This window comes from Paenibacillus ginsengarvi (genome assembly GCF_003626695.1).
Taxonomy (GTDB): domain Bacteria; phylum Bacillota; class Bacilli; order Paenibacillales; family NBRC-103111; genus Paenibacillus_AB; species Paenibacillus_AB ginsengarvi.
Genome location: NZ_RBAH01000012.1, coordinates 109710 through 127859, shown reverse-complemented (window position 1 = coordinate 127859; position 18150 = coordinate 109710). Strand labels below are relative to the sequence as shown.

Here is an 18150-nt window from a genome sequence, read left to right as displayed (position 1 = left end):
GCATATTTGTCCACCTGCCCACATAGAGATGTACAAGTAATCATTATTTCGTGTGAGGGGTGGATAGGATGCGTCGGGTCACATGGATACTAGCCATCGTGATGTGCGTTGCATTTGTTGCAGCCGGCTGTGGGACGAGGAGTTCGGAACAGGTTGTGAAAGATTTGGATCATGTGATCGGAAAGCTCGACAGCTATCAGGGCGCGGGGAAGATGACGCTGCAGACCGGGCAGCAGGCACAGGAGTACAATGTGGAGGTGTGGTATAAAACTCCGCATTATTACCGGATCGCGCTGACGAACGAGGCGAAGGATATTACGCAAATTGTGCTTCGTAACGATGAAGGCGTTTTTGTATTGACGCCGCATTTGAATAAAATGTTCCGTTTCCAAAGCGATTGGCCGGAAAATTCCGGACAAGTGTATTTGTTCCAATCGCTTGTGCAGAGCATTGTGAGTGACAATGAGCGACAATTTACGCAAGAGAAGGATGCCTATGTGTTCGACGTAGTGGCGAACTACCAGAATGGACTGCTTTCCCGGCAAAAGATTTGGCTGAATAAGAAGGATTATGCTCCGCAGCAGGTTCAAGTATCGGATGAGAATAACAATGTAATGGTGTCGGTGAAATTTACGCAGTTTGAATTCGGCAAGAAGTTCGATAAAGATTCCTTCGATATGCAGCGGAATATGACAAGCTGGAATATTCAATCGCTGCCAACGACTGCTACGGTGGGGGATACTGCCAAGCAAGGTGCGGCTGCAAACGGAACTGCCAAGAGCGGTACTTCCGTACAACCAACAAGTACTACCGAGCAGACGGCCAAAGCGCCGCAAAGCTTCGGGATCGTGGAGCCGACGTATATGCCGGCGGGTGTGAAGAAGCAAGATCCGAAGGAAATGAAGCTGGGAGAGGACAAAGCAATCTTGTTCCGCTACTCGGGAACTTACAACTACACGCTGCTGGAGTCGATGCCGCAAGCCAAGACGGTTACCTCGCTTTCCGGTACGATTTTGGATCTGGGCTACACGCTTGGAATTGTGACCGGTGAACAAAAAGGGCTAAGGACACTGACATGGACTTACGACGGTATTGAGTATAGACTGTCTACTGGGGATTTGCCGGATAAGGAAATGGTTAAGGTTGCGCAGTCTGTGGTGGGGCAGGTAGGGAAGTAACGGCGGTTTGGATCGTTAATTATTTAGACTGTTAAAGGTAGGCACCCGCCCGCAGCACACTGCGAACGGGTGTTTCCTTTATTTGCCGCCGCAGATGATGCATTTATAAGTCTTTATTCATTGACAGGGGGGCGGCAGGGCATTACCATAGATGAAGGGTTTTCAGATGGCCCTCTCCAGGAGAGGGATTGTTCGGAGAAGAAGGTGGACAGCTTGGAGACGTTTTATCGGCCGACGTGGGTGGAAGTTTCGCTAGATGCGCTTTCCCACAACATCCGGGCGTTTCGGCAGGTGCTCCCGGCGGAAATGGCCCTTATGGCCGTCGTCAAGGCGGATGCCTATGGACATGGGGCGATAAAGGTGGCGCAGGAAGCGATGGGTTGCGGCGTCGATTACATCGGAGTCGCTTTTCTGGACGAAGGCTTGGAGCTTCGCAGGGCTGGCATAAACGCGCCGATTCTGGTGCTCGGCTATACGCCGCCGGAAGGCTTGCGGACTGCTATAGATCACGATATTACACTGACCGTATTCCATGAGGAGCTGTGGGCGGCGCTGGAGACGGTCGGGGATGGCAAGCTGAAGGTTCATATCAAAATCGATACTGGGATGGGCCGGATAGGGCTGCAAGCCGATGAGGAAGCGATCTCCTACGTGGAGCGGGCGCTTCGGCATCCTTCTTTGGACGTGGAAGGGATCTACACGCACTTTGCCAGCGCCGATGAGACGGATAAATCGTATACCTTGGAGCAATACGCGAAGTATGAGCGGGTTATCGCTTATTTTCGGGATAATGGCGTTTCGTTTCGATATATGCATACCGGCAACAGCGCTGCGGCGATCGATTGCCCTGAGCTCTCCTACAATATGATTCGGCTCGGTATCGCCATGTACGGTCTGTATCCTTCGGGGGAAGTGAACCATGCGAGCATTCGCCTCGAGCCGGTTATGAGCATCAAGACGAAGATGTCGCATATCAAGAAGCTTCCTGCTGGCTCAGGTATCAGCTACGGCGTCATTTATCGCACCGAAGGGGAAGAGACGATCGGTACGCTTCCTATCGGATACGCTGACGGTTACAGCCGGATGCTATCGCAAAAGGTTCAGGCGCTCGTGCGCGGGCGCAGGGTGCCTATTGTGGGGCGCATCTGCATGGACCAGTGTATGGCGGACATCAGCGCCATTCCGAATCCGACGAAGGAGGAGGAAGTGGTTCTGCTGGGGCGTCAAGGTGGCGAGAGTGTAACGGCTGAAGAACTGGCCGAGCTACTTGGAACCATCAACTATGAGATTACATGTATGGTTTCGCACCGGGTTCCGCGAGTGTACACGAAGGGCGGCAAGCGGGTGAGTGTGGTTAATCCTCTAATCCGCTGACGTAGCATTCCGAATACTTGCCGTTTAGCATCATAAGATGTAACATGGGCCAGTCTCCGGCTGGATCGATAGAGCTTATAGCTCGCTAGGTGAATAACGTAAGAGGTACTATCTGCTTTAAATGACGGCGCGTCTGAGCGGAAGATATGATGAAGATTTATGCTCTTCGGGGGCCAAAGACGTTCTTTATCCTGCCGCAGAGTAGCAATGCAGTGCAAGAAGTTTCACCCCTCGCTACAAAATCCGTAGCGGAGTATTCTCCTCAAGCCTGCTTCGCTTGCAGTGATCCGAACGTTATACCGCGCTCCTGCAGCGGCATCCTCTTTTCAGACTGCTTGTATCCGCGGATTATGTGAAACATTTTCCAGCTTCAGAATCGGAAAATGGCGAAGGATTTACCCGCAGTGCAGCGAATATGTATATACGGACCCTTAGGGGACTTACTCCAGGAGGCAGAACGGTAAGGCGCTTTATTTCGCATGCCGGACAGGGGAAAGCTCTGTGTTTTTTTGGAGATGTCACGGCGGACAATATTTTGCGAAGGATATACATACGTGATATATCCGGGGCATATACTTGGTCTTGTATAAAATGACTTTATTAACGACATAATGGAAGTAATGGGTTGGGAATGTTTTGGGGGTGCGAGATCGGTGGCCAATGCGCATAACACGAAAAGGATCATGATCAGTCTTCCGGATAACTTGCTGCAGGAAGTGGACGGCATCGTGGAAAAGGAAAATTCCAATCGCAGCGAATTCATTCGTCAGGCTATGAAGCTGTATCTGATGGAGCGAAAGAAGCGTCACCTGCGAGAATCGATGCAGCGCGGTTATATGGAAATGGCGAAAATCAATTTGCATATGGCAACGGAGGCCTTTCAAGCGGAGGATGAAGCGGACGGTACCCTCGATCGCTTAGTTAGCGGGGTGTAGAGCTTGATTGTGAAACGTGGCGATGTATTTTTTGCGGATCTTTCACCGGTGGTGGGGTCCGAACAGGGCGGCGTACGGCCCGTACTTATTATCCAAAACGATATCGGAAACCGTTTTAGCCCAACGGTCATCGTTGCCGCGATCACGGCGCAAATTCAGAAAGCGAAGCTGCCGACTCATGTCGAGATCGACGCGGAATCGCACGGATTTGACCGCGATTCGGTTATTTTGCTGGAGCAGATCCGGACGATCGACAAGCAGAGGTTGACCGACAAAATTACGCATTTGGACGACGAGTCGATGCGGAAGGTAGACGAAGCGCTTCAGGTGAGCGTGGGCTTGATTGAATTTTAAAGATGGGGAACAGGCGAGGGAGAACCCTCGTTTTTTTGTTTGCCTTTTTTGCATAGATTATGGCGGTGGAAGTGCTTACTGTGGATAAGATGTGTATAAGGTTGGGGATAAGCTCTTGGGTTTGGAAAAAGCCTGTCCAGAATGCATAGGGGTCGGCCGTTTGGCGGGATGGGGCTGCTCTAGTTTCGGTGAACGGCAGATTCGTGTGGTATAATGTACGTTAGTGCGATTCGGTTATAAGCCCTTCGGGGCCGGTAACAGCCGGATTTTCGGATGAAATCTACTGAGTGAAAGAGGTCGGGCATGGCTAAAGAGCTAGAGATGAAAGAAACGGCTGCTGGGGAACAAGGGTCGGCCAAATACGAGCTTACGGAAGAGCAGAAAGCGGCGCGTCAGGAGCGCATTTTGAAGCAGGTCGCTAAAGAGCTGGAGCTTCCGCTATCCAAGGTGCGGGCCTCGGTAGGCTTGCTGGACGAAGGCAACACGATTCCGTTCATTGCCCGGTACCGGAAGGAGATGACCGGCGAGCTGGATGAGACGCAGCTGCGCGATATCGAGGAACGGCTGCAATATTTGCGCAACCTGGAGGAACGTAAGCTGGAAGTGGTGCGGCTGATCGACGAGCAGGGGAAACTGACGGACGAGCTGCGCATCTCCATCGAGCAGGCGATCAAGCTGCAAGAGGTCGAGGATTTGTACCGGCCATACCGGCAAAAGCGTAAAACGCGCGCCAGCGTAGCGAAAGAGCGGGGACTCGAGCCGCTAGCCGGGTGGATCATGACGCAGCCCCGCCAAGGTTCTCTGGAGCAAGAAGCCGCGAAGTACGTGGATGTGGACAAGCAGGTGAACTCCGCCGAAGAGGCGATTCAGGGCGCTATGGACATTATCGCGGAAAATGTGGCCGACGACGCCAAGATCCGCGCCTGGGTGCGGAAGTACACACATGACCAGGGCATTATCGTGACGGAAGCAAAGGATGCCGGGCAGGAATCCGTTTATGAGATGTACTACGCCTACCAGGAGCCGGTGCGCAAGCTTCCGCCTCACCGTACGCTGGCGATTAACCGCGGGGAGCGGGAGGAAGTGCTCAAGGTTCGTCTGGACGTCCAGGCCGACCGTATACACGATTATATAGCCAGACAGATCGTGAAAGGCGAATCGATCGTCAAGCAAACGATGCTGCTCACCATTGAAGACGCCTACAAGCGGCTGATCGCCCCTTCGATCGAACGGGAAGTCCGGGGGGAGCTGACGGAGAAAGCGGAGGAGCATGCGATCCAGATTTTCGCGGAAAATTTGCGCAATTTGCTGCTTCAGGCGCCTGTCAAAGGTAAAGTCGTACTGGGGGTCGATCCGGCTTTCCGGACGGGCTGTAAGCTCGCTGTCGTCGACGAAACGGGCAAGATGCTGTATATCGACGTCGTATACCCGACGCCGCCGAACAACAAAGTGGCTGAGGCCGAGGCGAAGGTGAAGGCTGCTATCGAGAAATACGGCGTGCAACTGATCGTCATCGGCAACGGCACTGCCTCCCGCGAAACGGAGCAGTTTATTGCGGACTTGATTAACAAGCTGAAAAATCGCGGACTGCAGTATTTGATCGTTAATGAGGCGGGGGCGAGCGTTTATTCGGCGTCGAAGCTGGCGGCCGAGGAATTTCCGACGCTGGATGTGGCGGAGCGGAGTGCGATTTCGATCGCGCGGCGTTTGCAGGATCCGCTCGCGGAGCTCGTTAAGATCGAGCCAAAGGCGATCGGGGTCGGCCAATACCAGCACGATGTGGCGCAGAAGCATTTGGATGAAAGCTTGAAGGTGGTCGTCGAATCGGCTGTTAACCATGTCGGCGTCGATCTGAACACCGCATCTCCATCGCTATTATCGTACGTTTCCGGGATCAATGCCACGACGGCCAAAAACATCGTCAAATTCCGCGAGGAAAACGGCAAATTCAAAGACCGCAAGCAGTTGCAAAAAGTGCCGCGTCTCGGCGCGAAAACGTTCGAGCAGTGTGTCGGCTTTATGCGAATCAGCGAAGGGGCTAGCCCGTTGGACAATACGCCGATTCATCCCGAATCGTACGATGTTGTGGACCGGTTGTTCCGCGAGCTGAGGCTGGATCTGGGGTCTTTAGGCTCCAAGGAGCTGAAGGATAAGCTGCAGCATGCGGACGTTGAGTCGTTGGCGCAGAAGCTGGATGTCGGGGTGCCTACGCTGCGCGATATCTTGGACAGCTTGCAGAAGCCTGGGCGCGATCCGCGCGAGGAGCTGCCGCCGCCGATTTTCCGCACCGATGTGCTGCAGATTGAGGATTTGACGCCCGGCATGCAGCTGCAAGGGACGGTTCGCAACGTGATCGATTTCGGCGCGTTCGTCGACATCGGGATTAAGAACGACGGGCTTGTTCATATTTCGCAGCTTAGCGATACGTTCGTAAAGCATCCGATGGATGTCGTTTCGGTCGGGGATACGGTCACGGTATGGGTGCTGAATGTCGATCTGAAAAAGGGCCGGGTCGGGTTAACGATGAAAAATCCGAGCAAAAGCTCTTCGTAAGCAAGGGAAGCCGCGATTGGGATTGGCCGCATAGGCAGAAAAACGCCCCGGGGGATGGACGCTTTCCCGGGGCGCTACTGTCTCGATATGTGAACGGACTCCTTGGAGTCTGTGATTTTGGTTCGATAAAAGAACCAGCAATCGTTCAGCAGCCGTATTTGCCGTATATCCTGCTTGCGGAACGCTTTCTCCAGTTGATGGCAAAGCCACTGCGGCATAACGCCAACCCCTTTCCCAAAAAGTTTCCTTGTGCTGTGCTTCTACCTATAGGATATGGGGAAGGGGCGGCTCCGGTGCAGGTCCCGGTCCGAAAAAAAGCGGCTACTTACGAGCTTTAGCGTAGGTAACGTATCTTGTCCGCTAACCAGCAGGAACCCGGAGTTCACAGAGCTCTGTCATCAGCCAGGTTGGTAATTCCGCTAAAGCTCTTTACGTATCCAGCTCATCTTCGTACCACTGCTCTAGCTGAGCTTGCAGCGCCCGAATTTCGGTGAGCAGCGAAATGAGCGGGTACGATTTCTCGTCCAGAGCGGCGAACGCCTTTTCGAGTCCGTTCATGTATTCGAGTCCGTGCAGCACTTCGCAGGCATTGTCTACGATATCGAGCGCGTCGCACTCGGCTACAACGTGCGGCAGAGCGGGGACGTTAGCTGCGGTCAGCTTGTTCAGCTCCTTGTGCAGACGGCGGTTTAATGCGGTAAGCTGGTACACGTGGTCGGCGGGCATTTCTACAAATTCGAGCAGATCGCCGAGCTTCAGCACGGCATATCTCATTTTCGGCATGACGGGTTCGTTCTCCTCTCAGGTTGACACTGACGAATACGTGTGGGTGCGGTCCGGCCCATGCTAGGGTTGGACGGATGCTTCTTCTACTTGACAGTGTAGCTTATGATCTAGTAAAAATTCAAGAGAGGATTCGCGCGGGCAGCATAATGGTTAAGGGGGAGCGGGATGGAGGACGAGCAGCTGCAGTTGTGGGTGGAACGAGTGTCCTTGCAGTACTTCCATCGGCCGTTTTTGCACCGGGCGACGTTTAACCGGCGGCTTCGGACGACCGGGGGGCGGTATTTTATGCGTTCGCACAATATCGACATAAGCTGGCACCAGTATGAGGCGTTCGGAGTGGAGGAAGTCGAGAAGATCATCAAGCACGAGCTGTGCCACTATCATCTGCATTTGCAGCAGAAGGGTTACAAGCACCAAGATGCGGATTTCAAAAAGCTGCTCGCCGAGGTGGGCGGCAGCCGGTATTGCCAGTCGCTCGGGATGAAGAACAAAGCTTCGGCTTATCGTTACAAGCTGGAGTGCGTTTCCTGCGGCACCGCATATTTGCGCAAACGTCGCATGGACCCTAAGAAATACTCCTGTGGAAAATGCCGGGGAAAACTGAAGCTTGTCATGCTTGACTTGAAACCCGATTCATGATAAATTGTTAAATACATTCCCTGATAGCTCAGTTGGTAGAGCACTCGGCTGTTAACCGAGTTGTCACAGGTTCGAGTCCTGTTCGGGGAGCTTTTTGTGGAGAGATACCCAAGAGGCCGAAGGGGGCGCTTTGCTAAAGCGTTAGGGTGTAACAGCCGCGAGGGTTCGAATCCCTCTTTCTCCGTAAAACGAAAAGTCGCCGAAAGGCGGCTTTTTTCGTTGGGGAAAGAGCGGTTAGGACCCGATTGAGGGGGCGTCGGAGCAGAGCTTCGTTAGGATAGGCATCGCAGTCTCGGAGGCCGTCGGCCGTAGAGTATCCCTCTTTCTCCGTAACGAAAGTCGCCGAAGGGCGGCTTTTTTCGTTTGGAGAAAGAGTGGTGAGAACCCGATTTAGGGGGCGTCGGAGCTGGGCTTCGTTAGGGTAAGCATCGCAGTCTCGGAGGCCAGAGGCCGTAGAGTATCCCTCTTTTCCGTAAACGAAAAGTCGCCGAAGGGCGGCTTTTTCGTTGGGTAAAGAGCGGTGAGAACCCGACAGACATTCCGGGGAGTTGGCAAAGTAACGGAACCGTTTGTTCCGCTATTGCACAAGTAATGGGTGAAAACAACTCGATAGAGGAAGTGCATGTTCCGCTAAGCCGGTAAAAACCAGCCCAATCCGGCTCGTTCCAGCATATAGCGGAACTTTTTGTTCCGTTATAAAGGGAATACACAGGGAGTTCGGCATTTAGCAGAAGTTTTAGTTCCGTTAATTGAAACTGTCAACGTCTGCTGCTCCCGAATACGTCTTGGAGAAACTAAGATGAGAGCCCGACAGTTGGTTCGTCGGAGCGACGCTTCGTTAGGATAGGCATCGCAGTCTCGAAGGCCGTAGACCGAAGTCCCCTCTTTCTCCGTATGCGTAACTCCTGCTACAGCCACTTTTTCTTTTTATAATACATCCAGAGGCCGATTCCGATAGCCAGCATGACGATCCAAACGGCTAAGTACCCGTAGTTCCAGTCGAGCTCGGGCATTTTATGAAAATTCATCCCGTATACGCCTACAATAAATGTAAGCGGCATAAAGATCGTGCTGACGACGGTTAATGTTTTCATGATCTCGTTCATCCGGTCGGACTTCATGTTCATCTGCAGTTCAAGCAAACCGTCGAGCGACTCCCGGTAAATGTCGAGCGAGTCGACGATCCGCGACACATGGTCATAAATATCGACGAAGTACACGTCCGACTCCTGCCGGATATACGGAAAGTTTTGATGAACGATCGAGCCTACGAGTGTGCGCTCCTCCGTGAATATACGGCGCAGCCGGTGCAGCGTGCGCTTCATATGAAAAATATCCCGGGCAATGCGGGCGTAAGGACTGCGGTAAATGGCTTGCTCCATCTTATCGATCCGGTTATCAAGCTGGTTGGCATGCTCGGCATATTCATCGACGCAACGATCCAAAATATGATAAAGAATCCGGCCTGAAAATTCCATATGGCCTTCTATTTGCCGAAACGTTTCGCTCAGCTCGTCCAGAAACGGGATACGTTCGTTGTGGACGGTAATGACGAAGTTTTCTCCGATAACCGTAGCGAACTCCGTTGTAGCTAATTTTTCGGTTAATGCATAAAACGAGATGAAAAACTGGTCTTTGTAGCGGTCCATCTTTGGACGCTGATTCAGCTTTATGCAGTCTTCGACAAGGAGGGGATGACAGTGAAACAGGTCGCGCAGCACATGCAGAAGTTCATCCTGCTTCGGTGCTTGCAGCCGAATCCATACAATCTCGTCTTGCTCCGGCGCGCGGACCTTCGTTTCGGTTACGAGACGTTTTGTTTTATGATAGACAAGCATCATGCTCCACGGCACCTCCACTATGGCAAAAGCATACCATACTGACCCCTGATAAGGGAAAAGAGTTGCTCTGTCGCACGCTGAAAAAAATGTGAAAAACAGCTTGTCATCATGCCCAATATCGGCTATAATAACTCTTGTCGCTTCGAAGGGCGGCAAAATATCGCAGTTTGGCCCGTTGGTCAAGGGGTTAAGACACCTCCCTTTCACGGAGGTAACAGGGGTTCGAATCCCCTACGGGTCACTTTCTTCCTATAGCTTCGATTGGGGATGAGAACCTTTAGGTTCGTCGAAGCGCAGCGCAGAGTATCCCCTACGGTTTACTTCCTTTTAAAAAGTTCGGTCGAGACGAGTGGAAGGTTTCGCGGTCTCGGCTTTTTTTGAGCCATTAGCTCAGTTGGTAGAGCACCTGACTTTTAATCAGGGTGTCGTAGGTTCGAGTCCTACATGGCTCACATCCAGAGCTTTGCAACAGCTTCTGGTAGCCGCGCGGTCGTGGTGGAATGGCAGACACGCTATCTTGAGGGGGTAGTGGGCGTACGCCCGTGAGAGTTCGAGTCTCTCCGACCGCATCCAACGAGAAGAGTCCTTGACGATGTCGAGGGCTCTTTTCTTTTTGCGCTTTCTTTTCTTTTCCGGGCGAAACGTGTACAGTTAAGGAAAGAGATTGGCCTAACGTAAACTGTCGGGGAGGAATCAGGCGTGGCACATCAGGAGAATATGCTTGTTTTTATCGGATCGTATGGACCGCCGACGGAACCCGGCGTATATACGTTTCGTTTGAATAGGGAGACTGGAGCGCTCACACCGCTGGATGAGGTGGCGGGCTACCAAAATCCGACGTTCCTCAGTCTGGATGCGGCTAAAAAAAGACTGTACGCCATCGCCGATCGGGTCGTGGACGGGCAGCGCCAAGGCTCTGCCGTTTCGTTCGAGATCGATCCTGCGGAAGGCAAGCTGCGGACGCTGAGATGGGAAGGCAATGTTGATACGTCGCTGTGTCATATTCAGCGCGATGCGACCGGCCGTTTTTTTGCGGTAGCCAGCTATTCCGGCGGAAAAATCGGATTGTCGGCGGCGGGAGCAAACGATACAATCGGCGAGCTGCTCGACGTGAAGCAGCACGAAGGTGGGAGCGTGGATCCGGAGCGGCAGGACCGTCCGCATCCGCACTCGGTCTTTTTCAGCCCGGATAACCGGTTTGCGTTCGTGCCGGATCTGGGACTCGACCGCATTGTCGGCTACAGGCTGGATACGGACGCCGGGAAGCTGGTAACTCATGGCGAGACGGCCTTGCAGCCGGGAGCGGGTCCGCGGCACATGGCATTCCATCCAAACGGCGCTTACGCCTATGTCATTAACGAACTGGATTCGACGGTCACTTCTTTCCGTTACGATGCGGAGAACGGCGCGCTGCAAACGCTCGAGGTTGTTTCCACGCTGCCTGCGGACTTTGGCGAGGAGAACGCTTGCGCTGAAATCCAGGTTTCGCCGGATGGGCGCTATTTGTACGGCTCCAACCGCGGGCATGATTCGATTGTGGTCTACGCCGTCGACCCGGCTACGGGCAAGCTGACTTATGTGGAGCATACGTCTACCCGGGGCGGACATCCGCGGCATTTCTCGTTATCGCCGGACGGAGATTTCCTGATCGCCGTCAATCGGGATTCGGACAATATTGTCGTGTTCCGGGTGGACCGCGAAACGGGCAAGCTGGCATTCACGGGACATACGGCGAAAGCGTCGAAGCCGGTGTGCGTGAAAATGGCGTTTTTTCCGCTTTAAGTGAAAATTTCGGCATAACGCATACAGGGGGATCTTTCTGACAGCCTGTATGCCCAAGCGATACACAAATCCCGGCGGAGACGCAAAGGGTGATGCGATATGCTCGTCTATTTCGCGGCATTACTGGCGGCCGCCGCCGTTCTGTACCGGCTGTATCCGCAGCGCGAGACGAACCGGTGGGCCGCTTTTTTTCTGTTGACGGCGAGTCTCGGCGGCTTGGCCGGGCATTTGCGGGAAGAAGCGCTGCCTCTTTTGGAATTGGCGGTTGGGGAGGCCGCGACAGGAATAAAGATGCTGAGTTTTGCCCAGAAGGTGCTGGAAGCCGCGAACCATACGCTCACCCCTTATGGCGTGCTTGTATTCAGCCTTGTCTACGCCGAACGTTTCTCGCGGCAAACTCGCAGGCGGCTCAAACTTCTGCTCCTGCTTCCGGCGGCGGCAACGTGCGTCTGGTATACGGTCGCGCCTGAACGGCAAAGCTTCTTCATACTGCTGCTTCTCTGGACGGCTCCCTATTACGCCTACTCGTGCTGGCTGCTCGTATCGTCCTGTCTCCGGGAACGCAATCCGTGGCGCCGCAAAGAACGGCTGGCCGTCGCGGTGCTGGCGGTACCTACGCTTGTGGCGATCGTGGCTTTCATCAATGTGGCGAGCGTATGGGTGCCGGATTTCCGCTTTTTCGGCTATATAGCCTTTTTTATCGCGTATTCGCTCATCGCCGGGGTGGCGTTCGCGTTTGCATACGGCGTGCTCGGGGTGAAGGTGCGGCTCGAACGCGATCCGCTGGAGAGCGCGGTGTCGGCGGTTAGCTCAGGAACGGCAATGCTGAACCATACGATCAAAAACGAGATCGCCAAAATTTCCATCTGCGCCGAAAACGTGAAGGAAACCCTCGACCCGCATGATGCGGAAGCCGCAGGGCAGCTCGACCTGATCGTCAAATCGGCGGAGCATATGAAACAAATGGTGACCCGTATTCACGGTCAAACCCAGGATATTGTGCTCCGCGAGGAGCCGCACCGGTTGGCGGACATCGTGCAGGAGAGCTTGGAGAAGCTGTCCGCGAAGCTGAATAGCTGCGGGTTTGCCGTTTTCAAGGAGTTTCGTTCCGATCCGGTTGTCGTGTGCGACCGCGTGCATATGCTCGAAGTGTTGTCCAATATAACGGCCAACGCGGTTGAAGCGATGAGCGAGCGCCGGGGCGAAGGTGCCTTATTCGTGCTTATCGATACAACGAGGCGCGGGGTGCTGTTGTCGCTAAAGGATACCGGACCGGGGGTGCCGAAGGAGCAGCTGGCGCGCGTGCTGGAACCGTTTTATACGACAAAGGCAAGGCAGGGAGGCGGCAATTTCGGGCTCGGACTAACCTATTGCTACCAGGTTATGCGTCAAAGCGGAGGGCAGATCGAACTGGAGAGCGAGGAAGGAAAAGGAACGACGGTGAAGCTGTGGTTCGCCGCGAACAAGATGGTGGCGTCTGCGAGGAAATGAGTCGTAGTAGCTTCAAGGTGCGAAAGGAGGCCATGCCAGCTTGAATCCGAATCCGATCAAGCTGTTCATCGTCGAAGACGATCCGGATTGGATCAAGGCGATGACTGTGTTTTTGAACAGGGAGGCGGATCTGCTCGTCGTTGGTGCGGCGGTGAGCCGCGAAGAGGCGGTCCGCTTGGCCGGCGAGCTGGAGTTCGACGTCGCCTTGATGGACATTTGTCTTACGCCGGGGCGGCTGGACGGCATATACGCCGCGATGGAGCTGCTTGACGAGAGGCCGCAGGCCAAGGTCATTATGCTGACATCGCTGGAGGACGAAGCGGTCGTCACGAAAGCTTTTACGGCCGGGGCGGTGCAGTATGTTGTCAAAACCGAATACCGTACGCTTCCGCAGACGATTCGCAGCGCGAAACGCGAGAGGAATCCGTTGGAGTCTCTGCTGAAGGAGTTTGCGAGGCTGAAGCGGGAGGAGCAGCTCAGTCCACTCACGGGCGCGGAGCGGGAGCTGTTCGAGCTGCTGGAGGAAGGTTATACCGGGCCGCAAATGCGCAGGAAGCTGTTCAAGGCGGAGAGTACGCTAAAAAACCAGGTGAACAAGCTGCTCAAAAAGCTGAAGGTCAAAAGCGGCAAGGAAGCGGTGGAGAAGGTGCGCCGAAGAGGGCTTGTGCCGGATGAGCCGGAGACGAAGAGCGGCGGAACGGATCGTTCTGAGGAATCTCGCGGATAATAGGCGGAACACAAAACCGAATACAGGCAGTCGGGAGGGTACTACGGAAGCTAGTACCCTTTTTGCTTGCCGTACTAAAAAAGTTGGAACTGCAGCAATAGGGCCGCAGCGATGTACAATGAACGTACGGAGCGGCCGGAAGGGCGGGAGCGGTCATGGCGAAACCAGATACGGATCACGATATCATTTTGTTCGACGGCCAATGTATGCTGTGCAGCCGGATCGTCCGATTCGTCATCAGGCGAGACCCGAAGAAGCGGTTTCGCTTCGCCGCACTCGAATCGGAGGCGGGCAAGGCTGTTCTGAAGCAAGTGCGAACGGAAGCGGGAGGTTTTGCGGGCAGACGGAGCCGCACGGCGGATGAAGGCGTTACTGACGCCGTCTTGGAAGCAGACGTTAAGGCTGCACCGGATACGTTCATGCTGGTGCGCAGCGGCCGGATTTATATGAAGTCGCGGGCGGGACTTGAAGTGGTGCGGCGATTGCGGGGGATGTGGCCGCTGCTGTACGTGTGCATCGTCGTTCCCGGACCGCTTCGGGATCGGATATACGACTATATCGCCCGCAACCGGTACCGCTGGTTCGGGGCTTACGACCATTGTATGCTGCTGACGCCGGACAACAAGGACCGATTTATCGAGTAGCGATGGAGGGATCGCGGATGGGAGCCGTGAAGCCGGTTTATGTGGAGCTTGACATTCGTTCGGACATGGAGAAGCTGTGGGAGCGGACGCAATCGCCGGACCTACACAAGCAGTGGGATTTGCGCTTCACGGAAATACGGTATTTGCCGAAAACGGCAGATGAACCCCAGCGTTTTCGTTACACGACCCGAATCGGGTTCGGCCTCCGCATCGAAGGGACAGGCGAAACGGCGGGGACGATAAACACAGAGGACGGAACCCGGACATCGGTGCTCCGCTTCGGCTCCGACAGCCCGCTGTCGCTCATCCGCGAAGGCGGCGGCTTTTGGCGGTACATTCCTCACGATAGCAAGGTTACGTTTATGACCCGGTACGATTACAAAACGCGCTTCGGCTTCACCGGCCGATTGATCGACCGGATTGCCTTCCGCCCCTTGATCGGCTGGGCGACGGCATGGAGCTTCGATCGGCTGCGGCTGTGGCTGGAGAAGGGCATTCCGCCCGCCACTTCCCTTCAGCGCTGGCTCGTCCATTACGGCATAGCTGCTCTGCTCGCCGCGCTGTGGCTGTACCAAGGGATCGTGCCGAAGCTGGTCGCGCCTTGGGCGGGCGAGCTCGATTGGCTGCGGGCGACGGGGCTTTTTAACGGATCGGAGCGTGAGACGCTTGCGGTGCTTGGGGTGCTGGAGGCGGCTTTCGGCATACTGGTGTTGATCCGTTCCAGGGACCGCACCATTCACGCGCTGGCTTGCGTGGGATTGATGGCGCTCGCTGTTCCTGCTTTGGTGGCAAACCCGCAGCTGTGGGCGGCACCCCTTAGCCCGATTGTGCTGAATACGGCGATGATCGGGCTTCATGGAACAGCCGCGGCGATGTCATCCGATTTGCCGTCGGCACGAAACTGCCGCAGAAAACCGCAGCAAACGAAGAGGACTGGAGGAGAGGCGCATGACGTCCATTTATGAGAAGGCTTTGGGGGCGGCGTTCGCCAAGCTGCATCCGAAAATCCAGGAGCGGTTCCGTTTAGCGAGCGAAGATGGGATCGCTTCGATCGGAAGAGGAACGATGGAGCGGATCTGGTCTGCCAAATGGGCGACTGTGCCGCTATATATTGGTACAGCTAGACATATCATGTTCCCGGAAGGCGGGAGCCATGTCCCGTTTACGATTGAAAACTATGCCTATACCGATTCGTTCGGGCGCGAAACGGTGACGTGGATTCGCAAATTTCAATTTCCGGGTAAAATCCGCCGATTCGATGCGACGATGGTTTACAGCGAGGGGCGCGGAACGATCGTCGATTATTTGGGCGACCGCCAGCATTTGGCCGTCGATCTGGACATGGCCCCGGCTGCGAACGGTGGGATCCGCATTCGTTCCGGCGAGCAGCGGTTTTATGAAAAGCTGCTGCATTTCAGATTTCCGAGCCGGCTGACGGGAACGGCCGACGTATGCGAATGGTATGACGACGAAGCGGGGGCGTTCAAGATCGAGGTGAACGTGACGAATCCGCTGCTTGGCCCGGTATTCGGATACAGCGGTACGTTTCAGGCACAAACCGTTCGGGTTAGCGATGCGGTTCCGACGGATGTGTTACCCCTCAGGGAGGAGTCGCGCGAGTAAAGCTGTATCTTATTCGGCCATCTAATCCGACGGCGGTTATTTCGCCTTGTGCGATGTGGGGAAGAAGGATGCTGTTTCTAGTAAGGGTAGGACGATCATAGAGGGAATAGGGAGTTTGATACAGTGCGATCAAATGGAAAGTGAATTGACATCGAAGAAGGAACGATATACGATAATGTTATATTATGGTTAAACCATCTTCTTTTTTTGCGGGCAGGATGTAAGTTTATACCTTCCTTGTGAAGCTGGAATCATGCAATCAATCACCTTAGAGGTCATACCATACTATTTATTATTTTGCGGAATTGTAGATCGCTTCTACAAAAGGGGGGACCAGCTTGATCGAACAAATGTTTCAACGTACGGACGGGTATGTCCAAGTCAATCTGCAGCCGAAGACCGGATACATTGCTTGTCAAATGTTCTACCGCATAGAGACCGATTCGGAACATTCCGATTGGAAGCCGGCAAGCGTATATCCGTCGCTCGATGGCGAATTTGTGTTAAACGGCTGCGACTACATATGGAATGAAGCGCAAGCGAGCGGCACTGTACGTTTATGCGAAACGAAGCAGTATGCCCTATGGTGGAATCCGTACCTCAACATCGGTTCCATTCAGGCTGAAGTCCAAGTCAAACTATCGTTTATTACGATCGATGGGGATTACGAGGATATCGGCTCCGTATCGATTGCGAGCGAAGGCGTTTTGTACTTCAATGACTGGCCGCGCTATTTGGGGGAAGGCGGTTCGTATAACCCTCAGCCCGGCGAGCAAAAATGGGCGATATCCGGTCAAGGCCACGGTTCGTTCATCTGGATGAAGGTTAAAGAGCAGCATCCTGCGATTCGAGTGCCGCTTCCGGCCGACGGCGAATACCACATTTATTTCGGAATGAAGCATTCGGGCCTTCATTTTTTGGCTCGGATCGACGATGAGCCTTACACTCGTCTGATTACGAGCGGAACGACAGACTGTCTGAACTTCAGCAACTACCAAGGGAAACAAAATAAAGAGGTTTTTTGGAAAAGGGCGAAGCTGCGACACGGATGTTTGGAAATCTCGGTTATGCAGGACAGCGTGCAAAGGGATCGCGAATTTGGCCGGCTCTCCTACATTAAGCTGGTGCCGTGCGGAGCGGAGGAGGCCGAGTCCGGTTTTGGCTCGGTAGAAAACGCTCGCACCAGCCGTATACCAGAGCTAATTCTTTATTATGAGCCTTATAGCTATGCGCTGCACGGTTTTCATGATGCGGAGACGATGAATGAAATTATGCTGGAAGAGTTTCTGCGTTTGAATCCGCATGAAATCAGCTGCCAAACCGTAAGGGTCGGGGCCAAGTCGCTGCACTGGAGCCGCATCGTAGAGCGTATGAATCAGTCGGCTATGGATGACTTCAATCAGGTGAACGAAGATTCGGCAAAGCTCGGCACGCGATGCGATATTTTGCAGGAATCGAGCCGGTATTTGCGAGTCAGGGAGCCTAACGTTCGTTTTACGGCAAATGTCGGCATGAATCGGCCTTATTTGTGGAATCCGGGGCTCTCCGATACGTTTACGAACGAGCATCGCGACTATGTGAAAAACGGCGATTTCGATTATGCGATTCCCGAAGTGCGCGACTATGCCAAGTCCATTTTGTTTGAGCTTATCGACAATTACGACATCGACGGGATCGTGCTCGATTATATGCGAAATTATTTGAACCAATCGGTAGACAGCTTAACCGACCTGTGTCGGGACGTAAAGCGGCGGCTTGACGAGAAAGGGCGCCAGACCGGTAAAACGCTGGAGCTGAAAGTACGCATTCCCGCCGAGCAGATCGTATATTACAAATCGATGAAGTTGTGTGTAGCTGAGCGCCTTGTGGATGGCATCATTCCGTCCAATCATGCTACCGCCGAACCGCTTCCTCCGGTCGAGCATTATCAGCAGCTATGCAAAGGGACCGGGGTTAAAGTGTACGGCTGTATCGACGGCTGGAGATGGATTTTGGGACATCATGCAAAAACGGGGATTCTGCGAATGGCGCATTCGCCGGAAAGTATAAACAGATACATCGAGCATTATACGAAGCTTGGCGTGGACGGTATTTTCGTGTATCAGGGCGATCAAGTGACTGGCAATCCATATTTGTTCAACTTGTTCCGCTAAACGGTAAAGAGGCAGTCGTATCGCTAATCGCGGATGAGGCAAACAACGTAACAGCCCAAGGAATCGGCCG

16 protein-coding genes and 5 tRNA genes are annotated in these 18150 nt (G+C 54.0%); 18 read left to right on the top strand and 3 right to left on the bottom strand.

Features of this window, described 5'->3' with window-relative positions; all coding sequences use genetic code 11:
* Positions 1–68 precede the first annotated feature (68 nt).
* From D7M11_RS17605 to D7M11_RS17585, 5 genes are all read left to right on the top strand, one after another.
* A complete protein-coding gene (locus tag D7M11_RS17605) occupies positions 69–1178 on the top strand; it encodes an outer membrane lipoprotein-sorting protein (RefSeq protein ID WP_120748549.1) in 1110 nt (369 codons plus the stop codon).
* 213 nt (positions 1179–1391) lie between these two features.
* A complete protein-coding gene (gene alr / locus D7M11_RS17600; protein WP_120748548.1) occupies positions 1392–2552 on the top strand; it encodes an alanine racemase in 1161 nt (386 codons plus the stop codon).
* 653 nt (positions 2553–3205) lie between these two features.
* Positions 3206–3487 (top strand): CopG family ribbon-helix-helix protein, encoded by a 282-nt coding sequence (locus D7M11_RS17595; protein ID WP_120748547.1) that lies wholly within the window; start codon positions 3206–3208, stop codon positions 3485–3487.
* Between the two features lie 3 nt (positions 3488–3490).
* Positions 3491–3841 carry a type II toxin-antitoxin system PemK/MazF family toxin gene (locus D7M11_RS17590; protein ID WP_120748546.1) on the top strand — a complete coding sequence of 117 codons (351 nt, stop codon included), beginning with the start codon at positions 3491–3493 and terminating at the stop codon, positions 3839–3841.
* A gap of 303 nt (positions 3842–4144) precedes the next feature.
* A complete protein-coding gene (locus D7M11_RS17585; RefSeq protein ID WP_193556221.1) occupies positions 4145–6394 on the top strand; it encodes a Tex family protein in 2250 nt (749 codons plus the stop codon).
* Between the two features lie 74 nt (positions 6395–6468).
* On the opposite strand, the gene cmpA is transcribed toward D7M11_RS17585, so the two are convergent.
* Together cmpA and D7M11_RS17575 are read right to left on the bottom strand one after the other, a co-directional pair.
* Positions 6469–6612: a cortex morphogenetic protein CmpA gene (gene cmpA / locus D7M11_RS17580; protein WP_120748545.1), complete on the bottom strand. Its 144-nt coding sequence runs from the start codon at positions 6610–6612 to the stop codon at positions 6469–6471.
* Positions 6613–6823: 211 nt separating this feature from the next.
* Entirely contained in the window at positions 6824–7177 is a 354-nt protein-coding gene (locus D7M11_RS17575) for a hydrolase/acyltransferase (RefSeq protein ID WP_120748544.1), read from the bottom strand.
* A 168-nt stretch (positions 7178–7345) separates the two neighbouring features.
* Between D7M11_RS17575 and D7M11_RS17570 the strand changes: the two genes are divergently transcribed.
* The 3 genes from D7M11_RS17570 to D7M11_RS17560 all read left to right on the top strand — a co-directional run bounded on the left by D7M11_RS17570 (position 7346) and on the right by D7M11_RS17560 (position 8003).
* Complete coding sequence (locus D7M11_RS17570; RefSeq protein WP_120748543.1) at positions 7346–7819, top strand: SprT family protein; 474 nt, start codon at positions 7346–7348, stop codon at positions 7817–7819.
* Positions 7820–7836: 17 nt separating this feature from the next.
* Positions 7837–7909: transfer RNA gene (locus D7M11_RS17565), tRNA-Asn, on the top strand.
* Positions 7910–7917: 8 nt separating this feature from the next.
* Positions 7918–8003, top strand: a tRNA-Ser gene (locus D7M11_RS17560).
* A 724-nt stretch (positions 8004–8727) separates the two neighbouring features.
* On the opposite strand, the gene corA is transcribed toward D7M11_RS17560, so the two are convergent.
* Positions 8728–9660, bottom strand: coding sequence for a magnesium/cobalt transporter CorA (gene corA, locus D7M11_RS17555; RefSeq protein WP_240041167.1), 933 nt, complete (start codon positions 9658–9660; stop codon positions 8728–8730).
* Between the two features lie 169 nt (positions 9661–9829).
* Between corA and D7M11_RS17550 the strand changes: the two genes are divergently transcribed.
* From D7M11_RS17550 to D7M11_RS17505, 10 genes are all read left to right on the top strand, one after another.
* Positions 9830–9901, top strand: a tRNA-Glu gene (locus D7M11_RS17550).
* A 138-nt stretch (positions 9902–10039) separates the two neighbouring features.
* Positions 10040–10112: transfer RNA gene (locus tag D7M11_RS17545), tRNA-Lys, on the top strand.
* 34 nt (positions 10113–10146) lie between these two features.
* Positions 10147–10229 (top strand) — tRNA-Leu (locus D7M11_RS17540).
* 130 nt (positions 10230–10359) lie between these two features.
* Positions 10360–11442, top strand: coding sequence for a lactonase family protein (locus D7M11_RS17535; protein ID WP_193556220.1), 1083 nt, complete (start codon positions 10360–10362; stop codon positions 11440–11442).
* A 99-nt stretch (positions 11443–11541) separates the two neighbouring features.
* On the top strand, positions 11542–12933 hold the full coding sequence (locus tag D7M11_RS17530; RefSeq protein WP_120748542.1) for a sensor histidine kinase: 1392 nt from the start codon (positions 11542–11544) through the stop codon (positions 12931–12933).
* Positions 12934–12973: 40 nt separating this feature from the next.
* On the top strand, positions 12974–13660 hold the full coding sequence (locus D7M11_RS17525) for a response regulator (protein WP_120748541.1): 687 nt from the start codon (positions 12974–12976) through the stop codon (positions 13658–13660).
* 155 nt (positions 13661–13815) lie between these two features.
* The gene (locus tag D7M11_RS17520) at positions 13816–14304 is read left to right on the top strand and encodes a thiol-disulfide oxidoreductase DCC family protein (protein ID WP_120748540.1); all 489 of its coding nucleotides are present in this window, start codon (positions 13816–13818) and stop codon (positions 14302–14304) included.
* Between the two features lie 17 nt (positions 14305–14321).
* A complete protein-coding gene (locus D7M11_RS17515; RefSeq protein ID WP_120748539.1) occupies positions 14322–15269 on the top strand; it encodes a DoxX-like family protein in 948 nt (315 codons plus the stop codon).
* Positions 15253–15927 (top strand): DUF4166 domain-containing protein, encoded by a 675-nt coding sequence (locus tag D7M11_RS17510; protein WP_120748538.1) that lies wholly within the window; start codon positions 15253–15255, stop codon positions 15925–15927. Before D7M11_RS17515 ends, D7M11_RS17510 begins: the two co-directional genes overlap by 17 nt.
* Before the next feature lie 338 nt (positions 15928–16265).
* Positions 16266–18080 (top strand): hypothetical protein, encoded by a 1815-nt coding sequence (locus D7M11_RS17505; RefSeq protein WP_120748537.1) that lies wholly within the window; start codon positions 16266–16268, stop codon positions 18078–18080.
* Positions 18081–18150 lie beyond the last annotated feature (70 nt).